The following is a 23,101-nucleotide window of genomic DNA, read 5'->3' as shown; positions in this document are numbered from 1 at the left end:
TGATCCGAACATGCAAAAAATCAAAGACTACTTATAACGTGCCAATTCAGGTAATTCACCACTTAAACCTAATGCTCGACGCATAAATTCATCTTTAACACCAGGCGCAGTATTGGCGAATAACATGCCCAAATCACGGACCAATTTCTTCGCTGGATGTGACCCATCAAATAACGATTTAAAGCCTTGCATCGCTGTTATCATTTTAGCCGCTTCTGTTTTACGCCAGCGTTCGTAATGACGTAAATTAACTTGCTTACCAATGTCTTTTTCCGCTTGCCATAAACTAATAATCTCTTGCGCTAAGGCCGCGGCATCTAATAAACCTAAGTTAACCCCTTGCCCTGCTAGCGGATGAATGGTGTGAGCGGCATCGCCGACTAAAGCCACCCGTTCACGGACAAAATCTTGGGCATAACGCATTTTTAGTGGAAATGCTTGGCGATTACCTTCCACACGGCATAACCCTAAACGGTGATCAAAAGCCGTAGTGAGATGTTGATTAAACTCTTCATCACTGATGTCACAAAGCTGCAATGCTTGCTCAGGCGGTAATGACCACACAATCGAACATAAATCTTTTTCCGCTAATGGCAAAAAGGCCAACGGACCATCAGGACGGAAAATTTGACGTGCTATTTGCAAGTGCGGCTCATCACAACGGATATTAGCCACCAGCGCACTATGACCATAATCCCAATGTGTCAGTGGAATATCTACATGCTGACGTAACCATGAATTAGCACCATCAGCACCGACGACCAATTTAGCGGTTAAATTTTTACCCGACTCCAATGTGATCCATGCTTCAGTTTCACCAAAGGCAATATTTTGGCATTTATCAGGCGCAAATAAGGTCACATTGTGTTGCTTACAGACCTGATCAAGCAACGCTAATTGAATCACTCGATTCTCAACAATATGACCTAAATCAGGTTGTGCTAATCGTTCAGCATCAAACTCAATATGAGCAAAACTGTCTTGCTCCCACACTTCCATTTTGCAGTAAGGACTCATGCGACGATCGCAAATGCCATCCCAAGCGCCAACACCACGTAAAATACGCTCACTAGCACGACTTAAAGCCGACACTCTAATATCTGGTAATGCTGCTAATTCAGGCTCAGGTAATTGACCTTCAATCACCGCCACGCGTAATTCAGTATCGGCTAACGCTGCTGCCAGCGTTAAGCCCACCATTCCACCACCGATAATGGCGACATCAACATTTTGCATCATAGCTATCGTTTTACCTGTCCCATCGCACGGCGTAATAGCGGTGCTTGAAAAGTGTTAGAAAGGCTCATTGTCATCAAGCCCAGATTACGCCCAACAATGAGCGCAGGATTATCATTAGCAAACAAATTAACCAAGCCAGCCGTCATCGCAATAGTTGCTTGTCGATCAGGTAAACGTCGTTCACGATAACGGCCTAATACCGTCGGTAAACCAATATCAGCGCCACGTTGAACCCCTGCCGTAATTTCTTCCGCCAAAGTCATGACATCGCGTAAACCAAGGTTAAATCCTTGTCCAGCAATCGGATGAAGCGTTTGGGCTGCATTACCAATAACAGCAGTACGATGTGATACTAACCGCTGCGCTTGACGTAATATTAATGGATAACAATGACGCTCACCTGCCACGGTGAGAGCCCCTAATCGCCAGCCAAACACAGTTTGCAATTCAGCTAAAAATTGTGACTCGGTTAATGCCATGATCCGCGCTTGCTGATGGGGTTCAACACACCATACCAATGAACTGCGTCCTTGAGACATCGGTAATAATGCCACTGGCCCATGCTCAGTAAACCGTTCAAAAGCTTGGCCTTGATGTGGCTCAGCCGTCGTGACATTGGCAATAACCGCCACTTGCTCAAAATCATGTTCATCACGACCGATATGCAATAATTCGCAACAATGTGAGGTCGCACCATCAGCAGCAACCACTAATTTGGTGCGTAACCGTTTACCGGTATTTAAACGCACTAATGCTTCTGATTGCGTACGTTCAATATGTTCGACTTTAGCGGGACAAAACAGATCAATTTGTGGGCGAGTCGCTAACTGGTGGTTAAAAATCTTACCCGCTTCAGCTAATTCAATCACATAACCTAACGCATCAACTGCCCGCTGTTGAGCAGACAACTCAACCATCCCTGCATGACCACGATCAGACACATGAATATGCTTAATCGCCGTAGCAACACTTGCTAATGCCGGCCACAGCTGAATTGAGTCTAATAAACGGCTCGAACCATGAGAGACAGCAATACTGCGGGCATCATAACCAGGATGCCCATGCTGATCCGCTGCCACCGCTTCAACGACCGCGATATGTAATTGATGCTGGGTTAATTCATCAAGTGCAATCGCTAAACACCCACCCACCATTGCGCCACCCGCAATAACCACATCATATTGCTTCACATTTTGTCCCTTTCGTCATCGAAACTCTTAATGAACGGTTGGCTTCTCGTCAGCATCATCATTTATAAGACGTTGACCTAATTCAGAATGACAACTCAATACACACATACGTACATGTTCAACCACTTGTTCAAATAATGCTGCTTGATCTTCAAGATCATCATCTTCATCAATACCCAGTTGTGAGATCTCTTGCAAATCAGCCAATACTTCGGTTATTTCCTCAGACAATTGATTTTTTTGTAAATCCATTAGTCCTAAACCTGAAATAAAACTGCTTACCCACTCAGTTAAAGCATCAGCACGATCAGCTAATGGTTCATCATCATCTGGCATCAATAATGAAAACTCAAATCCACCGCCAATTAACTCATCAGCTGTAGTGGTAAATAAAGTGCGCACCATCATTTTGGCACCATCAGTCATTGGCTCGCCTTGATTGGCATAATCACAAACAGGACCAGCCCAACTTTCATCATCCACAGCTAAACCACCACAAATCATGCCACTGAGTAAACCATGTAATTCAGCGGGCATAGCAGCTAAGCCTTGTTCTTTTAAGTCAGCTTCAACAGCTTGGTATGTTGGTAGGGTTATTTCACTCATGGCTTATCACCTTTTTGATTGCGCGATTTAAAATAATTTTTTATGTCGATTACTTAACAATGATGCCAGTAATTAACGTTACACTTACTGAAATTGTACCAAACAATAATCACACTTATGGCTTAGTTAGTATAATAAATAGCAATGAGCGAATGACGGCACTGTGTTATGCTAACATTTAAGTTTAATTCGGCAAATGATAACACTGGTGATAACGTTCAATCCTTAATCAACTATTTAGAGAGTCTGATTAATATCTGTTTAGTCAGAAGATATTGAACCGAAACCGAGACATAGTCGCTTGCATCTTAGGCAGGGTTTTCCTATATTGACTTTAGTCGCAAGCGGAATGAATACCCATTCTGGCACGGAGCAAATCGAAGGTTTATGAGTACTCAGGCTGTAGAAATTCAAGTATTGGGCCGAAAATTAAAAGTTAATTGCCCAACAGGTCAAGAAGACGCATTACGTGCCGCGGCGGCAGATTTTGACCAACGCTTGAAAGATATGTCTGCGCGTAGTAACGTATCCGTAGAACAATTATTAATCTTTACTGCTCTCAACATCAGTAACGAGTTGCATTTAGAGCGACAAGAACATAATCGCAATGCTGAATTAATATCCAATAAAATCAATTCTCTAGAAGAAAACTTGGATAAAGTATTGCAAAATCAGCCAAAGCGTTGATAATGAATTGACCCTGGGGTGTACGTCAGTGAATGAATGTCCCCGAGCCGATAAGCAAATACCCAGGATTGGCTTTTTTATTAGCTATTGTGCATGCTCAGCTTGACTGAGAAGCCTGCGGCTAATGTTGCCAGTCCACCTTGAACATCTGGTTCAAGGGCCTTATTTCGCAACGGCACCTTGGGGCATCCCTCTCATGTATTTTACTTTATTTGTGCGTATTACCCTCTTACAATCCCTCAACACCCACGGTTCATGGATTGGATACTCAAGTGATAACGCCTCCTACTTCTAGCTCACAACTTTTACGCCAGCAATTACGACAACAAGTTCGTTATGCTAGACAACAACTATCACCTCAGCAACAACAACACGCAGCTCAACAATTATCCCTACGTTTACAAGCCTTACCTCTGATTCAACATAGCCAACATATTGCTATTTATCTCGCCAATGACGGTGAAATTGATCCACAACCGTTCATCGAATGGTTATGGCTCCAAGGAAAATCAGTTTACTTACCCGTATTGCATCCTTTTAGTAAAGGGCATTTATTGTTTCTGCACTACGACGCAACAACCCCAATGACCACTAACCGCTACCATATTAGGGAGCCAAAATTAGATGTCCGTCGAGTGAAACCTATCGCAGAGCTTGATATCATTTGTACGCCATTAGTCGCCTTTGATGGTACAGGTCAACGGCTTGGTATGGGCGGTGGTTATTATGATCGAACCCTGAGTCAATGGCATCAACACCGCCAAGGGCCTTATCCAATCGGTATCGGCCATGATTGCCAATATCTTTCACAACTACCCAATGAAAAATGGGATGTACCCTTACCCCTAGTCATCACCCCTAACCATCAATTTATCGAAGCATAGCCCCTTTTACGCAAACGTTTGGCTTTGTATTAAAAAAAACCGAATGTAATTGTATGTTATTCAAAAAGTTATATTTTTAGTTTTAAATTTGCACACTTTAACCATAGAATCCAACTGACGAAATCACTTCGGTTCGTTATAATCACCTTTCGCATAATTGAGGTCATTACGAGGATAGCAGCATGACACAAGATGAAATGAAAAAAGCAGCGGGATGGGCAGCACTTGAGTACGTAACGAAAGACAGTATTGTTGGTGTCGGTACTGGTTCAACCGTTAATCACTTCATCGATGCCTTGGCAACCCGTAAAGAAGAGATCAAAGGTGCAGTATCAAGCTCTGTTGCTTCAACTGAACGTCTAGAGCAAATTGGCATTACGGTTTTTGATGCTAACGAGGTTGCTAGCCTTGATATTTATGTTGATGGTGCAGACGAAGTTAATGCTCAGTTTGATATGATCAAAGGCGGCGGTGCGGCATTAACTCGTGAAAAAATTGTCGCAGCAATTGCAGAAAAATTTATCTGTATTGTTGATAACACCAAACAAGTTGATGTCTTAGGTCAGTTCCCATTACCAGTAGAAGTCATTCCAATGGCACGATCGTTTATTGGGCGTGAACTTGTAAAACTTGGTGGTGATCCAGTCTACCGTGAAGGTGTTATTACGGATAACGGCAATATCATTATTGACGTTTATAATATGGCGATCACAGATCCTAAAGCAATGGAAGACAGTATTAACGCCCTACCTGGCGTAGTCACTGTCGGCCTATTTGCTCATCGTGGCGCAGATGTATTACTTGTCGGCTCACCTGAAGGTACTAAAATCATCGAAAAATAATGATTAGTTCGTTATTTGATTACAAAACGGCAGCTATTGATCGCTCACAAATCATTAGCTGCCGTTTTTTATTGGCTTTTCTGTAATATTCTTACCCATAATGGTTAATTTTTGATACTTTATTAAACGAACAGCATCAAAAATTTAACTATTTAGCTACTGAAAGACAATATTTACTGCAGCCAAACTAAGGCAAGATTGTCATTATCAGTCGCCACGTTTTTAAGGATAAGAACTTATGGCAACCGTATCACTCAATAAAGAAAAGATAAAAATCCTCCTCCTTGAAGGTCTCCATCCTTCAACAATAGAAGTCTTGCAGCAAGCTGGCTATAGCAATATTGAATATCACAAAGGCTCTCTCGATGGCGAACAACTATTAGAAGCAGTCAAAGATGTTCACTTTATTGGTATTCGCTCGCGCACTCAATTAACACCAGAAGTCTTTGCCGCCGCTAAAAAACTAACCGCAGTTGGTTGTTTTTGCATTGGTACTAACCAAGTTGATATCAAAGAAGCAATGATACGTGGCATCCCTGTTTTCAATGCCCCTTTTTCAAATACTCGTAGTGTTGCTGAGCTTGTTCTGGGTGAAATTCTATTATTATTACGTGGTATCCCTGAAAAAAATGCCAAAGCGCATCGTGGCGAATGGTTCAAATCAGCTGATCATTCATTTGAAGCTCGCGGGAAAACACTCGGTATTATTGGTTATGGGCATATTGGTACTCAATTAGGTATTTTAGCTGAGAACCTTGGAATGCGAGTTTGTTTTTATGATATTGAAAGCAAGCTATCGCTAGGTAATGCCACTCAAGTGAGTTCTTTATCTAAATTACTCAATAAAGCCGACGTAGTGAGCTTACATGTACCAGAAACACAAGGTACGGCTAATCTCATGGGCGTCGAAGAATTTGCACATATGAAGCCTGGCGCTATTTTTATTAATGCCGCTCGTGGAACAGTCGTTGATATTGATGCGTTATGTAGTGCATTAGAAAGTAAGCATATTGCAGGTGCTGCAATTGATGTATTCCCTATTGAACCACAAACCAATAACAATCCCTTTAAATCACCATTGATGCAGTTTGATAATGTATTGTTGACCCCACACATTGGCGGTTCAACTCACGAAGCACAACAAAATATCGGCGTTGAAGTTGCAGGAAAATTAGTAAAATACTCTGACAATGGCTCAACCTTATCAGCGGTAGGTTTTCCTGAAGTGTCACTGCCAGAACATCATCGTGGTTGTTCTCGATTACTGCATATTCACTACAACCGTCCAGGCGTATTAAATCAAATCACCACAATTTTTGCATCGGAAGGGATTAACATCGCCGCCCAATTCTTACAAACGGGTGCAGAAGTCGGTTATGTCGTCATTGATGTTGAAACTGAGCGTTCAAAAGAAGCACTACAACAACTGAAATCCATTGATGGTACGATTCGTGCGCGTATCCTGCACTAATTGTTAACCGTTTAACAACGACAAAGGAGAGCATCATGCTCTCCTTTTTTATAACCATTGAATCTATATCGGTATTATTTTTATATTTAGATTATTTTTCAGCTAATTTAAAAATCACATTCACGCTGTCTTTAATAATAATGCTGTTATCAGTATAGCTTTGATCAACAGACCCTTTGCTCATGCTGCTATACATCACTGCATCATTACTACGACGGTATGGCATCGGTTGGCTATTGGTATTGTAATCAATCTGCCATACGCCATCGATCTTATTACCAAATCCTTGCGCTAATGATGCTGCTACTTGCTTGGCATTTTCAATCGCTTTTTGACGCGCTTGCTGTTGGTACTTTTCAGTATCTGAGACCTTTAAATCAATATTATTAATTTGATTAATACCATCACCCAATGCGTCATCTAAATACGTATTTAGCATCGTTAGTTTATGTACCGTGACAACAACATTACGGCTGGCTTTAAAGCCTGACAACACGGGGTTTTTATCTTTAGGATAAGCGTACTGTGCTGACAATGAAATATTAGCGCTATTAATGTCTTTTTTATCAACACCAGCTGTTTGTAAACGTTCAATAAACTTTGTAACCGCTTGATCGGTTGCTTTCTTAGCATCAACGGCAGTCTTTTTAGTTTCGACCACATTGACGGAAAATACTGCCATATCAGGCTGTACGACAACTTCGCCACGACCGGTTGTTTCTAAGTGAGGAAATGGAATATCTGCCGCCATTGCAGCAGTTGAAACAAACGCACTAGCGCCAAGTACTATCATCGCTAAACATTGTTTTTTCATTATTCATCCTTTTTATTAAACGCACAACAGAGGGTATTTATTTATATAAACATCAATAACCATATCAATAAATACAGAGTTGTTTATCGGTAAATTATGGCTCTATGCTAACAAACCTTTATTATAATGAACACTGTTTTTTAGCGGCACTTCAGTAACCATTCAGTAACAGTAGCGTGTTATAAATATGATTACTGCGGCCATTAGCTGTCTTTCAAATAAAAAAAAGAAGCCCGTAGGCTTCTTTTTTAGTGTCATACAATTAAAGATTGAGCGAATTAAGCAGCAGCTTTATTTACATGAACATCCATCTGTGGGAATGGAATTTCGATACCTTCTTTATCAAGCTCTTCTTTGATCGCTTGGTTAAGATCGAAATATACAGCCCAGTAATCAGGCGTATTAACCCATGGACGTACCACAAAGTTAACAGAAGAATCAGCAAGCGCAACCACACCAATAGTTGGTTCAGGATCTTGAAGTACGCGAGCGTCAGCGGTTACTACACGGTGCAATACTTCTTTAGTTTTCTGTAAATCAGCATTGTAAGAAACACCAATCACTAAATCGATACGACGGGTATCATTACGAGAATAGTTAGTAATTGGGTTACCAATAATATGTGCGTTTGGTACGATAACCGTTTTATTATCAGGCGTACGTAATTCAGTAGAGAAGATCTGAATAGATTCAACTGCACCAGCAACACCAGCTACTTCAACATAGTCGCCAGATTTGAATGGGCGGAAACTAACAATCAACACACCTGCTGCAAAGTTTGATAATGACCCTTGAAGTGCAAGACCAATAGCAAGACCTGCGGCACCAATAACCGCAACCACTGATGCAGTTTGAACACCAATACGACTTAATGCTGCAATTAGAACAATAACAAATAATACATAACGTACTAAGCCATGAACAAATTCAACAACGGCATTATCCATGTCTTTTTTGCGTAAAACTTTCGCAATCGTACCAGCGATCATTTTAACAATGATATTACCAATAAATAAGATCAGTAATGCTGAAACGATATTTACTGCATATTGAACCAATAGATCTTGGTTTTTAGTGATCCAATTCCCTGCGTGCAATACACCATTCGTTAACGAATTATCGGATATATGTTCAACAACCTTATCGGCAACGCTTTCTGTCATGAAGGTATCTCTCTCAAAATATAATAATAATAAAATGTTGCTTAATGCGCAGATCATACCAAAAATGGAAAAAATAACACCTATGCAACATATTTGAAATTAGATCACAATAACTGACAATATTATAATTAATATAAGAATCAGCATTGATAACTCTAACATCAAAGAAACAGTGCATTATTAATCTTTTATTAGCTAAATGGCTAGTAAAAAAAATCGAACAATCATAAAAAAATATAAATCAGGGCGAACTAATACCAATACCATTAATTAATGGGCCATATTAAAAAGTATACATTCCCTATCTCGTTAGTAACCTCATGATAAGGAACGATGAAAGAGGACTTAAATTAAGTCATCAACTTATAAAGATTAATATAAAAAAGAGAATAAGCCGCTAACTGTTTATAAAAGACAAAAAAAAGCCCACCGAAGTGGGCTTTTCACATTTTATCTAGTGACGAAATCGAAATTATAGAACGTCGATTGCGTTTAGGTCAGAGAATGCTTTCTCTAGACGCTCAACCATAGATACTTGACCTGCACGTAACCATACGCGTGGATCGTAGTATTTTTTGTTTGGCGCTGACTCACCTGTTGGGTTGCCGATTTGACCTTGTAGGTAATCGTGGTTAGCAGCTTCGTAACGACGGATACCATCCCATGAAGCCCACTGTGTATCAGTATCGATGTTCATTTTAACAACACCGTAACCGATTGACTCTTGGATTTCAGCTTCAGAAGAACCTGAACCACCGTGGAATACGAAGTTTAGAGTGTTAGTCGGTAGACCAAACTTCTCTGAAACGTATGTTTGAGAATCACGTAGGATAGTTGGAGTAAGTACAACGTTACCCGCTTGGTAAACACCGTGTACGTTACCGAAAGATGCAGCGATAGTGAAACGTGGGCTAACTGCGTTTAGTTTCTCATATGCGTATGCAACATCTTCAGGTGAAGTGTATAGGTCAGATGCGTCCATGTGAGAGTTATCAACGCCGTCTTCTTCGCCACCAGTACAACCTAATTCGATTTCTAGTGTCATGTTCATCTTAGCCATACGCGCAAGGTATTTAGCTGAGATTTCGATGTTTTCTTCTAGAGGCTCTTCAGAAAGGTCAAGCATGTGAGAAGAGAATAGAGGCTTACCAGTTTGAGCGAAGAACTCTTCACCAGCATCTAGTAGACCGTCGATCCAAGGAAGAAGTTTCTTAGCTGCGTGGTCAGTGTGAAGAATTACAGGAACGCCGTAAGACTCAGCAACCGCGTGAACGTATTTAGCACCAGCGATAGCACCAAGAATTTGAGGGCCTTGACCTTCAAGTTTAAGGCCTTTACCGCCGAAGAATTGTGCGCCACCGTTAGAGAACTGAACAATAACTGGTGCTTTAACTTTAGCAGCAGCTTCAAGAACAGCGTTTACTGAATCAGTACCGATACAGTTAACAGCAGGTAGAGCAAATTTGTTTTCTTTTGCTACAGCGAATACTTTCTGTACGTCGTCGCCAGAAATAACACCAGGTTTTACAAAATCGAAGATCTTAGACATAACAATAGTCCTATATTTACTTTGTTGTCTGTGGAAAAATTCTTGTGCAAACGTTTGCGATAAGCGGCTATTTTACGGAAACATAAGCGCTATCACAAACATTTAAACGCGGAAACTATCACTATTATGATAAATATATCCAGTTTCCACGCCAAATAAATTATGCTTTAGAGCGAGCTTCTAACATTTCAACAGCAGGCAATTTTTTGCCTTCAACGAACTCAAGGAAAGCACCGCCACCAGTTGAGATGTAAGATACTTTGTCTTTGATACCGTATTTGTCGATAGCTGCTAGTGTGTCACCGCCGCCGGCAACAGAGAAACCTGCAGATGCTGCGATAGCGTTAGCTACAACTTCAGTACCTTTACCGAATTGCTCAATCTCAAACACGCCAACAGGACCATTCCAAAGAATAGTTTTTGCGTTCATGATGATATCTGCAAGTGCTTGAGCTGAATCAGGACCAAGGTCAAGAACCATGTCGTCATCTGCGATATCTGTTGATGCTTTGATAGTTGCAACAGCAGTATCAGAGAACTCTTTTGCACATACAACATCAGTTGCTACTGGAATAGCAGTGTTTGCCATCAGTGCTTTTGCTGTTGGGATAAGATCAGCTTCGTAAAGTGATTTACCTACATTGTTGCCTTCAGCAGCAATGAATGTGTTAGCAATACCACCACCAACAACGATTTGGTCAGCAATTTTAGCTAGTGACTCAAGAACGGTTAGTTTAGTTGATACTTTAGAACCACCAACGATAGCAACCATTGGACGTGCTGGGTTATCCATTGCTTTACCTAGCGCTTCTAGTTCGCCAGCTAGCAGTGGACCTGCACATGCTACAGGTGCAAACATACCAACACCGTAAGTAGATGCTTGTGCACGGTGAGCCGTACCGAATGCATCCATTACGAATACGTCACAAAGTGCAGCGTATTTTTTAGATAGTTCGTCTTCGTTCTTCTTCTCGCCCTTGTTAAAACGTACGTTTTCAAGAACAACAAGCTCGCCTGTGTTTAGCTCAAGACCATCAAGGTAATCTTTTGCTAATTTAACGTCACAATCTAGTGCGTCGTTTAAGTAGTTAACTACAGGCTGTAGAGAGAATTCTTCTGCGTATTCGCCTTCCGTTGGACGACCTAGGTGAGAAGTAACCATTACTTTAGCGCCAGCTTCTAAGCAGCGTTGAATAGTAGGTAGAGATGCTAGGATACGTGCATCTGAAGTTACTTTACCGTCTTTTACTGGCACATTTAGGTCAGCACGAATAAATACACGCTTACCAGCTAGATCCAGATCAGTCATCTTGATTACAGACATTTTTTGCCCTCTCAACATTATTTAAAATAAAAGTTCATAAATTTCACGGCCCGGCGTCACTGCCAAACCCAATAATTCTTACTACTTATTTTTGCAGCGTCGCAGCAGAGTTATCTGTTGCCGCCATTGCTAACGCAGTATCTAACATGCGATTTGCAAATCCCCATTCATTATCACACCACACCAACATTTTTATTAAATGCTGACCACTCACTCGGGTTTGGGTGCCATCAACAATCGCGCTATGAGGATCGTGATTGAAGTCTATCGATACCAAAGGTGCTTCGGTATAAGTCACTATACCCTGTAATGTACAACGAGACGCATTCAATAATGCTTGATTTACGTCATTAACTTTCACGTTTGTTGTAACAGTAACCGTTAAATCCATGGCGGTGACATTTATTGTGGGCACCCTCACAGAAATAGCTTCAAATTTGTCAGAAAACTTCGGAAAAATACGACCGATACCTAAATGTAGTTTGGTATCTACTGGAATAATGGATTGGCTAGCAGCACGCGTTCGGCGTAAATCAGGATGATAAGCATCAATAACTTGCTGATCATTCATTGCAGAGTGAATTGAGGTTATAGCGCCCGTTTCAATACCGAAACAATCATCCAATACTTGAATGATTGGCACGATGCAATTCGTCGTACAAGAGCCATTAGAAACAATCGTGTGTTGCGGGGTTAACTGTTGATGGTTAACGCCATATATCACAGTAAAATCAATATCTTTGGCAGCAGGATGGGAAAATAACACTTTGTTAGCACCAGCATGTATGTGGGCTAAACCATCAGCACGAGAACCAAACTTACCGGTGCAATCAAGGACAATGTCGACGTCCAAATCATGCCAAGGTAACAGTTTAAGAACCGGTTGATGAAGCAGGTGAATTTGATCGCGGTGACCATTTTCATGGGCAATAAAAAGATGCTCCTGGTCATAACTGACAGGCTTACCAAAACGTCCATGGCTTGAATCATACTGAAGTAGATGAGCCATTGCTTCTGGCTCAGCCAATTCATTGATGGCTACGACGTTAATCTGGTGATGCTTACCGCTCTCGTACAATGCGCGGAGCACACTGCGACCGATGCGGCCGAATCCATTTATTGCGACTTTTAGTGTCATATCCGTGCTACAAAAAACCTAAGCGGCGTTAGTGTATACCAACCAAGTTTGAGAATCACCATAATTGTGACAACTCTCACTGCATTTAGTTAAATATGTACATAATCAAACATATAATCACATAAACTTACATTGTTAAAAATTAAAAGGTGAATAGTTAAGCGATACAATTCACTATTAATGCCAAATCATTGGTATTAATAGTCATAAATAACATCAATATAAGCTACTTATAAGCTTTGATTCCACGTTTTTATTTATAGATATAAATGGTCTGTTTTTACCGACTATATAAAGCTGAAATGAGTTATAATACACATCATTAAAAAGCATCACCTAAACTTATAGACAACATCGTAAATCACACCTCCCGCTAGACGTATCCACATATACCCCTTTACAACCCTGCATTTTAAATAAATAATCGTCGCCCTCTGTTGCTCTGCGTTATTAATGAAACATCAAGTAAAAGTAAAACCCTTAGAATATCTTCGTTAGTGTTGTAATCCTCTGTGTTTCCCTTAGCTTCATCGTCGCATTTAATAGCTTACGCTTATCAACAATCACATTTTTCCATTGAAAATTTTCATCTTTTTAAGATTAAGGGTTATACATGTCGCATAAAGCAACGGGTTTAGTGAAGTGGTTTAGCGAAGAAAAAGGCTTTGGCTTTCTAACTCAAGATACAGGTAATGCAGATGTTTTTGTGCACAGTAGCGGCATTGCAGATAAAACCCTTACCAAACTGCCAGAAGGCAAAAAAGTATCATTTGATGTTGAGCACGGCCAAAAAGGTCTGCAAGCCATTAACGTTGTAGTTTTATAAACGCAATATAAAATAACATTACCCCCAAAAGGCCGCTGACACACCAGTGGCCTTTTTGTTATCAAAACCATGTCATTATTTACTGTTTATATGGGTCATTAATAAAGCTTACAAAAATGTAATGTTCAGGCAAGGTCGGTGTATAGATCGTTAGGTATTATTCCCACATCAAAACACAACTGAGAATTTTACAATGTCTATGTCTAATAAACGCTTTGCTATGCTACTTCTTCCTGCTGTACTGTTATCAACCTCTGTGTTTGCGGCAACGACAGCACCAACAACACAACCAATCAATAATATAGCGACCCAACAACAAGGTTTTAGTGGACCAAGTGTTGGCTTAAAAACAGTAAAAGCCGTTCTTGATTCGAGTATGTTCAGTGACGATACCCCAGTAACATTAACTGGAAATATTACAAATTCATTAGGTGACGAACATTATCAATTCACCGATGGTACTGGCTCTATTACAGTAGAGATTGATCATAATAAATGGTTTGGTGCACAGGTTACCCCACAAACCAAGATCACGATCCAAGGCGAAATTGATAAAGAGTTTAACCATACCGCAATTGATGTGAATCATGTTCGTGTGGTTAGCTAATCGATGCTATCGATTTAAAAAATCTAGACTGCGAGTAAATGATTTTTGACTCACTGTCTAGATAGATATTATCTTTAAAAAATCAATACTATCAACAACAAAAACAACTTTAATGCTTATTTATTTATGAAATAAAAACGAATGTAACCAAAATGATATTAGTTAATAATTAATTTTGTAGCACGTTAATTGAAACATTATATTGTTGTTATTGAATTTTTATCATAAAAGGATGTTTAATATAAATTAATACTTCAAAAGTTGTAAATAGTGAAATTAAAATTACTATTTAAAGGTGATTAAATGTTACGTAAAAAAGCCATTGCTTTTATATCTTGGCGTTCAAGGTTAAATAAAAACCACGCAAATAATATATGTAGCACACCAAGTAAAAACAGAATAACTGATATTATTTTATTCATAAAACAATATATTAAAAATCCAAAAGAAATTGGAAGTTTAACCCCAAGTAGTAACTCATTATCAAAAATGATGACGGAATCTATTGTGGGAAATGGTGATACTTTAATTGAATTAGGTGCAGGTACGGGTGTTTTCACCAAGCTAATAAAACTTAAATTTAAAGATCATAAATTTTATGTTTTTGAAAAAAATACAAATTTCCATGAAAACCTATTAAACATAAAAAATATAGATTTACGTTGTAATGCATTAGATATGACAAATATTATTGATAAAAATAAAACTAAAGTATCCGATGTCATTTCTGGATTACCACTTAGATCTATTGATAATGAAATATCTAATGTGATTTTAAGTCATGCTTTTTGTTTGTTAATTAATGGTGGCCAGTTCATCCAATTTACTTATGGACTTAAATCTCCAATCAGTAATAGTTTTTTAAAAGAACATAATATGGTATTAAATAAAAAAATACATGTTATAAAAAATATACCACCAGCAACAATATATATTTACAAAAAAATATTATGAACAAACTACTTAAGATGATAACCAAAAAAAATATACTGTTATTGTTTTTATTATTACCAATTTATGCTTACTATCAATTTGACACATTAACAATAAAAAATATAGTTGAGTACAAAGCAATAATTCATAATACAGTAAATCATCACTTCATAATAAGCGCTATCGTTTTTTATATACTTGTAATTATTTTAACTGCATTATATCTCCCACTAGATATAATATTCAGCTTACTATCTGGATATTTTTTTGGGTTTTGGTTTGGCATTATATTTATGTCATTTGCTTATTCTTTAGGTTCTACCTTATCCTTTATTATTAGTCGCTATTTACTATTTGATTATTTTAAAAATAAATTCGATCGGAAATTTAAAATAATTAATCAGCATGTAGGTAAAGATATTAATCTTTATTTATTATCATTACGTTTGATGCCAATATTCCCAGATGTATTAATAAATATAATCATGGGATTAACTGATATAAAATTAAAGAATTTTTATATCATCAGTCAAATCGGAACTTTGCTAAGTATCGGTATATTTGTCAATGCTGGATTACAATTATCCACATTAAATTCATTACATAATATTATGTCTACTCCTATAATTTTGTCTTTTACTCTGATTGGAATCATGCCATTTTTAGTTAAATTATCACTAAAAAAAATCAGTCATAACTCACAGCTATTTAAGTAAAATAAGCATAACCACATTAATTTCCCCTAACTTAAATTATGCTTAACTTGTTATTAATAAATAAGTTGAGCATAAAAATTCCTGTTTTCAATGATACAAAAACACAAAACCTATAACGTTATCTAAAATATTACGCTGGCTACAATTAACCAAAAAGACTAAATACCTACAAAAAGTCTTCATTCGCCAATACAATCACTTAAATAATATTTATTTCACTATAAAGGCTGTAATTATGAAAATATTACTTGTTGAAGACGATGTTAGCTTAAGTCGTTATATTGAAAAAGGACTCACAGAAGCAGGTCATCATGTACAGTGCATTGATAACGGAAAATATGCACTTGCGATATGCATGTCAGAACAGTTTGATATCGCTATTGTTGATCGTATGTTGCCGGGTTTAGATGGTTTATCTTTTGTAAAAGCACTTCGCGCATCCAAAATTTCAATGCCAATTATTTTTCTCACCTCACTTTGCGGTATTGATGATCGTGTTGATGGTTTAGAAGCTGGCGGGGATGACTATTTAACCAAACCCTTCGCTTTTTCAGAATTACTCGCACGAATATCAGCGTTATCACGTCGTTCATCGACACTATCAGAAGCAAAACCCAGTGAGCTGGTTTATGGCGATCTCAGTCTTAATTTATTTGATCATACAGCGATCCGCCAAGGGCAAGTATTAAATTTGCAACCAAAAGAATTTCGCATTCTTGAACTCTTTCTTCGTCACCCAGGGCGAGTCATTACTCGAACAATGCTATTAGAACATGTGTGGGATATCTATTTTGATCCCCAAACCAGTGTCGTAGAAACCCATATTAGCCGTTTACGTAATAAGCTTGAAAAACCCTTTGGTGATCAGCTTATTCATACCGTTCGAGGCGCAGGTTATAAATTAGAACATAAATATGGAAAAGATAGCTAATGCATCCATTGATAGTTCGAATTCAACAAATATTACCAATACCAACATGGTTACGAAGCTCAGCAATGCAACAAGGGCTGATGTTTATCATGGTATCGGTTATTAGTTTACTTTTGATGTCCAGTCTCACTGTTGCCTATGTTGATTATCATCTTGATAAAGTAAACAACAAGATTGAACATAATGTTGAAGCATTTATGCTTGGAACAACAACAGAGATCAACAAAGAGCCTATCGATGAAGATGACATTATCGACGTCTTGGCAACAGGCTTTATTTTATCGGGTATTTTAGTGGTACTGTTTAGCTCTGCTATCGTTATTTATATGACCAGACGCAATCAGTCAAAAATCGACCGTATTGAAAAAGTATTACGTGCCGCTGCTGATGGTGAGTTATCAGCAAGAACCATGATGTCGAGCCAAGGTAATGATCTCACTCGCATCGGATCAACCGTCGATGAAATGCTGTCACGTTTACAGAATGTGGTCGCAGCCATGAGTGATATATCCACCAATATTGCCCATGAATTAAAAACCCCCATTACTCGCTTACAATATAATTTATTAACACTTAATGAGATGGCAGAGACACACCAAGAGAATCTTGATGCTAATTTTTCTGAACAGTTAGAGCTGGCTCTCAATGAATCAAGTCGTTTAGCCAATATATTTGATGCCTTACTGCGGATATCTCAAATAAACTCAGGCAATAGACGTCAGCGATTTGAGACAATTAACATGATCGATATAGTCCAAACGATTACTGAAATTTATACCGATGTCGCCGAAGATGCAGGCATGTCATTAACCCTTGCGGCTCAAGTAGAACCTATTTTTATTCAAGGAGATCGAGAATTACTGATCCAACAATTAGCAAATCTTGTGGAAAACTCATTACGATATTGCCCTCAAGCAAGTAAGCTAAAGCTATCGTGTTACACCAATAACGATAGTGTCGTGATCACCATGGCAGACAATGGCCCTGGAATTGATAACCAAGAAAAAAATCGCGTGTTTGAGCGGCTTTATCGAATAAATAAATCACGTAATGATGGCGGCTTAGGTATCGGACTAACCTTGGTTAAAGCGGTAACAGAATTACACCAAGGCGAGATCAAACTTTATGATTGTCATCCTGGACTTGGGGTCGAGATTCGCTATCACTGCCAATAATATTCACGATTACACACAAATAGGTCGCTAAAACCAGCGACCTATTGATATCATTTTTGAGTGATATATTGATAATAATACCTAACAGGCCACGAATTTAATTATTGGTCGCTCTTCACCATTTATCTCATATGACACATAACACTTATTCTCTCTCAAAAAAACTCTATCGCCTTTTTTATATGCATTCGTTGCGAGTGTGATTTTTAAAAGACCATTGTCCTGAACAGCAATGAAATCATCATTTATTATTCCGGAATTGTTCCCAACACCATCAATTAAAAGGTTTAATGTCGGTGCAAATGCACTTGGATAACCATACTGAAAAGAGCAAACAGCTACACCGTCTTTACATCCCATAAAAGATAATGAATTATAAATCGCGCCCTTAGGAGGATCTTTGCGGTTAACAACATAAGATACACTCTCCATACCATTGGCGGCCATTTTCGCGTATACCGTATCCACTGTTGATTCTAAAATCCCTTTCATTCCTTTTAATGTTGCCGTTCTTGCATCATTTTGTAAGTTCATAAACTTAGGCGCAGCGATAACAGCTAATATGCCCAATATGACAATAACTACCACTAATTCAATTAGCGTAAAACCATGTTGTTTTTTCATAAAAATTAAACAATAAAATATATTTGATTAAATATTATATCTTTTGCGTATAAAAATACTGCGATATTTCAGTTTCTATTTCATATGCGCGATATTTTATAGTTTTTAGATATTGCTCGATTGAGAAGATGATTTCATCACCACATGAAAATAATCAATTAAGTCGCTGGCTTTTAGAACATTTTTCCCTGTTTCCATAACAATATAATCAGCACAAGCACTATGTAACCAAACACCTAAACAAGCCGATAAAAATATATCCTGAGTTTGTGCCAGTAAGCCGACTAATATACCGGTCAGAATATCCCCCATACCACTTGTCGCCATCGCCGCATTGCCTGCAGTACAGACCAAGATACGATCCTCAAAGCATACTAATGTACCTGCGCCTTTTAAAATCACACATCCGCCATATTTATTTTGTAACTGACGAATAGCCCCATAACGATTTTGCTCAATCTCTGAAATTGAAATATTTAATAATCGAGCGGCTTCACCTGGATGTGGGGTTAAGATTCGATTGCGATCGTAATTAGGAGACTTTGCTAATAAATTTAAGGCATCGGCATCAAGCACTTTAGGTAAAGATAAAGCACTTAGCTCATCAAATTTCTGCCGAGCAAACTCCGATTGTCCAAGCCCAGGACCTATGGCAATAACAGTGCCCCAATCTATTCTCTGTTGATATTTTGCAAGATCAAACCAATCCTGAACCATTATTTCAGGGGTACGACTTAAACTAGGCATAATATGATCAGGATGAGTTAATACCGAGGTCAGGCCACAACCAATATTTAAACACGCCTCTGATGCCAATAAGATCGCGCCGCCCATGCCTTGATCTCCACCGATCAACACCCCTCGTCCATATTCACCTTTATGTGAAGCCGCTAATCGTTCAGGTAACACCTGTTTTTTAGAGTCTAAGACTTCAATGGATGAATCTACGATATCCTTAAATAACGCTCCAACACCCAAATCATCAAAATGTAGCTGACCAACATAATTACGTGCTTGCCCTGTCAGTAATCCTTGTTTTAAACCAATAAAACTAATGGTGTGCTCTGCAAATACGACATCTGAATAACAAGATCCAGTATCCGCTATTAACCCTGATGGAATATCAATTGAAATCGTGGGTGCTGTTTGCTTATTCATCCATTGAATAGCCAATTGTGCAGATGATCTTGGCTCTCCTTGCAATCCTGTACCCAGAACAGCATCAATAATCACATTCGATAACGGTAATAATACAGAGTCAAAAACCACCTTTCCACCGAGCTTAATCCACTGCTGATAAGCGATTAAAGCATCCCCCTTTAATCGTTTAGGATCACCAATATGCCAAACAGTAACGTGCAATTTATGCTTTAACGCTAACTGAGCAACTTCAAAACCATCACCACCATTATTTCCACCACCAGTAACGACAATCACTGAACAACATTTAGGATAGTATTGTGATAAGCACTGGAAAACGGACTCACCAGCACGTTGCATGAGAGTATAAAGTGAAATATTAGCGCGCTTTGCTGCCTCTTTTTCACCTTCTCGAACTTGTTCCGCGGTATAAAGTTTCATTCACCATCGATCCATTATTTAGAAGAATTAGATCAATACTATGCTCAGGGGTGGAGGATGAAAACACTAAAGTTAATAGCAATAACACCACACAATTATTACCACATTATCTTGTGCAACGCTTTCGATTCTGAGACAACAACCAAGTAAGATATTGATAAAAACAATAAAAATAACAAGTAGTATTATTTGAAATACATCTCACCCAAATAACCAGATTAATAGTGCGAAGCACCCTGATAATCTTGCTGTATCTCAATCACCTATGAATTCTATTTTTCATACTTATAAAAAAAGTGACTAAAAAAGAAAGGAGAGCACAAAATATAAACAACCAAAACAACGGAATAAATCCGAAAGCTTCAATAAGAAATCCATCTTGATTAACATAAGAACCAATTAGGTTAAAACAAATTAAACATATCAAACTAAAAGTTAAAAACAGAACAGATAACCAATATTTTTTTAATATTTTCATTAATTTCTCTCAATCATTAATTTACATTATTTCGTTCATCTGATGCGAGCTGATACGTGGTAAGGTCCAGATACAAAAAAAGCAGTGATAAGCTACTTTACACCTTAAATTTAAAATCAATCTAAGTTTAGCCCCCCTAGAAATAGATTTATTTTAAATCTACCTCACATACAAAAAACCCGCCTCAAATTGGGCGGTATTTAACAGTTAAACTATTTATGTGAACTGCGCTAAATCGTATCAACCAGGCATAAAAAAGGCCGCTACATATGAGCGACCTTTACTGTAAGATTTTACTGCCAATCCATTGTTAATTCTTTATTTTTTGATGCGCAATCTTTTAGGTAAAGATTAATTAAGTTTTGGTATGGGATACCATTCTTTTCAGATAAATCTTTAAAGTAAGTCACCACATCATCATCGAGTCGAATAGTGATCTGCTTCTTTACTTTTTTCGCATATGGATTAGCCATTGAGTTTGAAAAATCATATTGATCACGCATAACGAAACTCCTCATATTGTTTACGTTCTCGTTTTTCTGCTTTCCGAGCTGAAATAATTCGAATCCTTTCGTCATCACCTCGATAGCAATGACATACAACGAGAGTGTTATGTTTCTCACTCAACCCCATAATGATGAAGCGTTCTTCACCATATGAGCTGTCAGGGTCAGATATCACACGAGCACATTCATCACTAAAAACTGATTCAGCCTCTATAAAAGTAACACCATGCTTTCGAATATTACTTTCCGCTTTATTCGGATCCCATTCAAATTGTAGATAACTCATAATTACACCGTAACTACATTGTAGTTAAACTATAACAAATCACAAACTAACCTACAAATACCAAAAAACCGCCACGATGGACGGTATTTAACAGTATGCCTATTTATGCGATCCGATACGCAGTAACCAAAAGCCATCAAAATTACCACTTAAAACTATTTTAATAAGTAAGTAATCATTACGTAATATAGACAAACAAAAATTATAAGTTCAGATTAATGACAGTGGTTTATAGGAGTTATTATATGTTTAGTCACATCATGGTTGGTGCAAATAACGTTACAAAGTCTAAGCGTTTTTATGATGCAATAATGAAAACATTAGGCTATGACGAGGGGGTTATTGATGACAGTGGTCGCTGTTTTTATTTTAGCCCTGAATCAATATTCTGTATCACCAAACCAATTGATGGTGAAGTTGCCACTTATGGCAATGGCATGACTATTGGATTTAAAGCTAATAGTCCAGAACAAGTAAATGCATGGCATAACGCAGGTACTGATAATGGTGGTACTACCTGTGAAAATCCTCCTGGTATTAGAGATAACGGTAAAAGTAAATACCTAGCCTACCTTAGAGATCCTGATGGTAATAAGTTATGTGCTGTTTATTTTATGTAACACATTATTAGCTAATGTGTTTTTTAATTCACAGATATCACACTTAACGTATATTATAAAATAAAGGTCGCCTTCGTGACCTTTATTTTAAATCCACCTCGCATACAAAAATACCGCCTCAGATTGGGCGGTATTTAACAGTTAATCTATTTATGCGAACCGATATATAGTAATAGCTAGATACAATAAAGGCCGCCAATGGCGATCTTCTAAAATTCATAGCAATAGACTCTACGTTAAGCATTGAACTCTTCTAACGCTGATATTGCTGCTTCTGCTTTATTAGTTTGAACAAAAATATGGTCGTGATAGTAAGCAGCAATTACGTTTGCACTAATGTCTTTTGATGCTAACTTACTCGCTACGGCAGCGGTGAGACCAATGGCTTCTAAACTAGAATGAACAGTTAAAGTTATTTGACGATAAGAGCCATCAAAAGATAAACCTGCTTTCTCTGCAACTTCTTTTTCTAAAACTAGAGTTAAGCCCTCAGATTCAACAAATGTAGCAACCGGATTTAGTTCAATGTAATTTACAAGAGCACCAAAAACAGTACAAAAAACGAACTCTTTATCTATTAATTTAGGACTCATAGATCGTAATAGTTCATCTAAATCTGTAATTCCATTCATATTTATTTCCTCTTATATTGATAAATAACTTCAATCTAACATGCATTCAATACATATTTAAAATACGTGATATTAATAACTCAGTTTGGCACTAAAATACCCATTAGAAAGTCATATAGTCAACCTAATTATGATGGCTACAATAAGAATATTTAAATACCCGTCAAATAGTCCCTAGAAACGATTTTAAGACCACAAATACAGGTCACTCGACACCTAGTATGACTTTTATCTAAAAACGGCTGTATTTAACATATGGTATCTAACATGCACTACGTG

Annotated in this window: 25 protein-coding genes and 1 other RNA gene; 12 read left to right on the top strand and 14 right to left on the bottom strand. The window is 38.0% G+C overall.

Going from position 1 to position 23,101, the window contains the following annotated elements; all coding sequences use genetic code 11:
• Nucleotides 1-27 precede the first annotated feature (27 nt).
• The 3 genes from GLP24_RS15360 to GLP24_RS15350 are packed head-to-tail and all read right to left on the bottom strand — an operon-like array spanning nucleotide 28 to nucleotide 3,035.
• Complete coding sequence (locus tag GLP24_RS15360) at nucleotides 28-1,239, bottom strand: FAD-dependent 2-octaprenylphenol hydroxylase (RefSeq protein WP_193435487.1); 1,212 nt, start codon at nucleotides 1,237-1,239, stop codon at nucleotides 28-30.
• A 2-nt stretch (nucleotides 1,240-1,241) separates the two neighbouring features.
• A complete protein-coding gene (gene ubiH / locus GLP24_RS15355; RefSeq protein ID WP_232584042.1) occupies nucleotides 1,242-2,429 on the bottom strand; it encodes a 2-octaprenyl-6-methoxyphenyl hydroxylase in 1,188 nt (395 codons plus the stop codon).
• 27 nt (nucleotides 2,430-2,456) lie between these two features.
• Entirely contained in the window at nucleotides 2,457-3,035 is a 579-nt protein-coding gene (locus GLP24_RS15350) for a YecA/YgfB family protein (protein ID WP_101769988.1), read from the bottom strand.
• 387 nt (nucleotides 3,036-3,422) lie between these two features.
• Between GLP24_RS15350 and GLP24_RS15345 the strand changes: the two genes are divergently transcribed.
• From GLP24_RS15345 to serA, 5 genes are all read left to right on the top strand, one after another.
• On the top strand, nucleotides 3,423-3,722 hold the full coding sequence (locus GLP24_RS15345; protein WP_045037820.1) for a cell division protein ZapA: 300 nt from the start codon (nucleotides 3,423-3,425) through the stop codon (nucleotides 3,720-3,722).
• Between the two features lie 7 nt (nucleotides 3,723-3,729).
• Nucleotides 3,730-3,913, top strand: a non-coding RNA gene (gene ssrS / locus GLP24_RS15340) — 6S RNA.
• Nucleotides 3,914-3,997: 84 nt separating this feature from the next.
• Nucleotides 3,998-4,606: a 5-formyltetrahydrofolate cyclo-ligase gene (locus GLP24_RS15335; protein ID WP_152654145.1), complete on the top strand. Its 609-nt coding sequence runs from the start codon at nucleotides 3,998-4,000 to the stop codon at nucleotides 4,604-4,606.
• Nucleotides 4,607-4,788: 182 nt separating this feature from the next.
• Nucleotides 4,789-5,448 (top strand): ribose-5-phosphate isomerase RpiA, encoded by a 660-nt coding sequence (gene rpiA / locus GLP24_RS15330; protein WP_101769989.1) that lies wholly within the window; start codon nucleotides 4,789-4,791, stop codon nucleotides 5,446-5,448.
• A gap of 238 nt (nucleotides 5,449-5,686) precedes the next feature.
• Complete coding sequence (serA, locus tag GLP24_RS15325; protein ID WP_232613561.1) at nucleotides 5,687-6,919, top strand: phosphoglycerate dehydrogenase; 1,233 nt, start codon at nucleotides 5,687-5,689, stop codon at nucleotides 6,917-6,919.
• Nucleotides 6,920-7,010: 91 nt separating this feature from the next.
• Here the strand turns inward: serA and GLP24_RS15320 are convergent, their stop codons facing one another.
• The 5 genes from GLP24_RS15320 to epd form a co-directional block, all read right to left on the bottom strand.
• The gene (locus GLP24_RS15320) at nucleotides 7,011-7,733 is read right to left on the bottom strand and encodes an oxidative stress defense protein (protein WP_152654126.1); all 723 of its coding nucleotides are present in this window, start codon (nucleotides 7,731-7,733) and stop codon (nucleotides 7,011-7,013) included.
• Between the two features lie 278 nt (nucleotides 7,734-8,011).
• Entirely contained in the window at nucleotides 8,012-8,896 is an 885-nt protein-coding gene (mscS, locus tag GLP24_RS15315) for a small-conductance mechanosensitive channel MscS (RefSeq protein ID WP_101769992.1), read from the bottom strand.
• 472 nt (nucleotides 8,897-9,368) lie between these two features.
• Entirely contained in the window at nucleotides 9,369-10,445 is a 1,077-nt protein-coding gene (fbaA, locus tag GLP24_RS15310) for a class II fructose-bisphosphate aldolase (protein WP_101769993.1), read from the bottom strand.
• Nucleotides 10,446-10,605: 160 nt separating this feature from the next.
• Nucleotides 10,606-11,769: a phosphoglycerate kinase gene (locus GLP24_RS15305; protein ID WP_101769994.1), complete on the bottom strand. Its 1,164-nt coding sequence runs from the start codon at nucleotides 11,767-11,769 to the stop codon at nucleotides 10,606-10,608.
• 85 nt (nucleotides 11,770-11,854) lie between these two features.
• Nucleotides 11,855-12,907 (bottom strand): erythrose-4-phosphate dehydrogenase, encoded by a 1,053-nt coding sequence (gene epd / locus GLP24_RS15300; protein ID WP_232616218.1) that lies wholly within the window; start codon nucleotides 12,905-12,907, stop codon nucleotides 11,855-11,857.
• Between the two features lie 613 nt (nucleotides 12,908-13,520).
• On the opposite strand from epd, the gene GLP24_RS15295 reads away from it, so the two are divergent.
• From GLP24_RS15295 to GLP24_RS15270, 6 genes are all read left to right on the top strand, one after another.
• Nucleotides 13,521-13,733: a cold-shock protein gene (locus tag GLP24_RS15295; protein WP_101769996.1), complete on the top strand. Its 213-nt coding sequence runs from the start codon at nucleotides 13,521-13,523 to the stop codon at nucleotides 13,731-13,733.
• Between the two features lie 193 nt (nucleotides 13,734-13,926).
• Nucleotides 13,927-14,340, top strand: coding sequence for a NirD/YgiW/YdeI family stress tolerance protein (locus GLP24_RS15290; protein ID WP_227990480.1), 414 nt, complete (start codon nucleotides 13,927-13,929; stop codon nucleotides 14,338-14,340).
• A 303-nt stretch (nucleotides 14,341-14,643) separates the two neighbouring features.
• The gene (locus tag GLP24_RS15285) at nucleotides 14,644-15,294 is read left to right on the top strand and encodes a class I SAM-dependent methyltransferase (protein ID WP_101769997.1); all 651 of its coding nucleotides are present in this window, start codon (nucleotides 14,644-14,646) and stop codon (nucleotides 15,292-15,294) included.
• On the top strand, nucleotides 15,291-15,989 hold the full coding sequence (locus GLP24_RS15280) for a TVP38/TMEM64 family protein (protein ID WP_101769998.1): 699 nt from the start codon (nucleotides 15,291-15,293) through the stop codon (nucleotides 15,987-15,989). Before GLP24_RS15285 ends, GLP24_RS15280 begins: the two co-directional genes overlap by 4 nt.
• A gap of 235 nt (nucleotides 15,990-16,224) precedes the next feature.
• Nucleotides 16,225-16,920, top strand: a complete 696-nt coding sequence (locus GLP24_RS15275; RefSeq protein ID WP_101769999.1) for a response regulator transcription factor — start codon at nucleotides 16,225-16,227, stop codon at nucleotides 16,918-16,920.
• Nucleotides 16,920-18,095: a sensor histidine kinase gene (locus tag GLP24_RS15270; protein ID WP_232616217.1), complete on the top strand. Its 1,176-nt coding sequence runs from the start codon at nucleotides 16,920-16,922 to the stop codon at nucleotides 18,093-18,095. The genes GLP24_RS15275 and GLP24_RS15270 overlap by 1 nt, the downstream gene beginning before the upstream one ends.
• An 81-nt stretch (nucleotides 18,096-18,176) precedes the next feature.
• Here GLP24_RS15270 and GLP24_RS19875 read toward each other — a convergent pair whose 3' ends face one another.
• The 5 genes from GLP24_RS19875 to GLP24_RS15245 all read right to left on the bottom strand — a co-directional run bounded on the left by GLP24_RS19875 (nucleotide 18,177) and on the right by GLP24_RS15245 (nucleotide 21,570).
• Nucleotides 18,177-18,719, bottom strand: coding sequence for a type II secretion system protein (locus GLP24_RS19875; protein ID WP_269155016.1), 543 nt, complete (start codon nucleotides 18,717-18,719; stop codon nucleotides 18,177-18,179).
• Nucleotides 18,720-18,824: 105 nt separating this feature from the next.
• Nucleotides 18,825-20,300 carry an NAD(P)H-hydrate dehydratase gene (locus GLP24_RS15260; RefSeq protein WP_232616216.1) on the bottom strand — a complete coding sequence of 492 codons (1,476 nt, stop codon included), beginning with the start codon at nucleotides 20,298-20,300 and terminating at the stop codon, nucleotides 18,825-18,827.
• A gap of 259 nt (nucleotides 20,301-20,559) precedes the next feature.
• Nucleotides 20,560-20,778: a DUF3955 domain-containing protein gene (locus GLP24_RS15255; protein ID WP_232616215.1), complete on the bottom strand. Its 219-nt coding sequence runs from the start codon at nucleotides 20,776-20,778 to the stop codon at nucleotides 20,560-20,562.
• Nucleotides 20,779-21,071: 293 nt separating this feature from the next.
• The gene (locus GLP24_RS15250) at nucleotides 21,072-21,281 is read right to left on the bottom strand and encodes a BrnA antitoxin family protein (protein WP_045037153.1); all 210 of its coding nucleotides are present in this window, start codon (nucleotides 21,279-21,281) and stop codon (nucleotides 21,072-21,074) included.
• Entirely contained in the window at nucleotides 21,274-21,570 is a 297-nt protein-coding gene (locus GLP24_RS15245; RefSeq protein WP_065193603.1) for a BrnT family toxin, read from the bottom strand. Before GLP24_RS15245 ends, GLP24_RS15250 begins: the two co-directional genes overlap by 8 nt.
• 245 nt (nucleotides 21,571-21,815) lie before the next feature.
• Between GLP24_RS15245 and GLP24_RS15240 the strand changes: the two genes are divergently transcribed.
• A complete protein-coding gene (locus GLP24_RS15240; protein WP_232616214.1) occupies nucleotides 21,816-22,190 on the top strand; it encodes a VOC family protein in 375 nt (124 codons plus the stop codon).
• Between the two features lie 236 nt (nucleotides 22,191-22,426).
• On the opposite strand, the gene GLP24_RS15235 is transcribed toward GLP24_RS15240, so the two are convergent.
• Entirely contained in the window at nucleotides 22,427-22,822 is a 396-nt protein-coding gene (locus GLP24_RS15235) for an ACT domain-containing protein (protein ID WP_232616213.1), read from the bottom strand.
• Nucleotides 22,823-23,101: the final 279 nt, after the last annotated feature.

The organism is Photobacterium carnosum (genome assembly GCF_021236965.1).
Taxonomy (GTDB): Bacteria; Pseudomonadota; Gammaproteobacteria; order Enterobacterales; family Vibrionaceae; genus Photobacterium; species Photobacterium carnosum.
The sequence above is the reverse complement of the archived record's forward strand: the minus strand, read 5'-3'. Positions and strand labels throughout refer to the sequence as shown.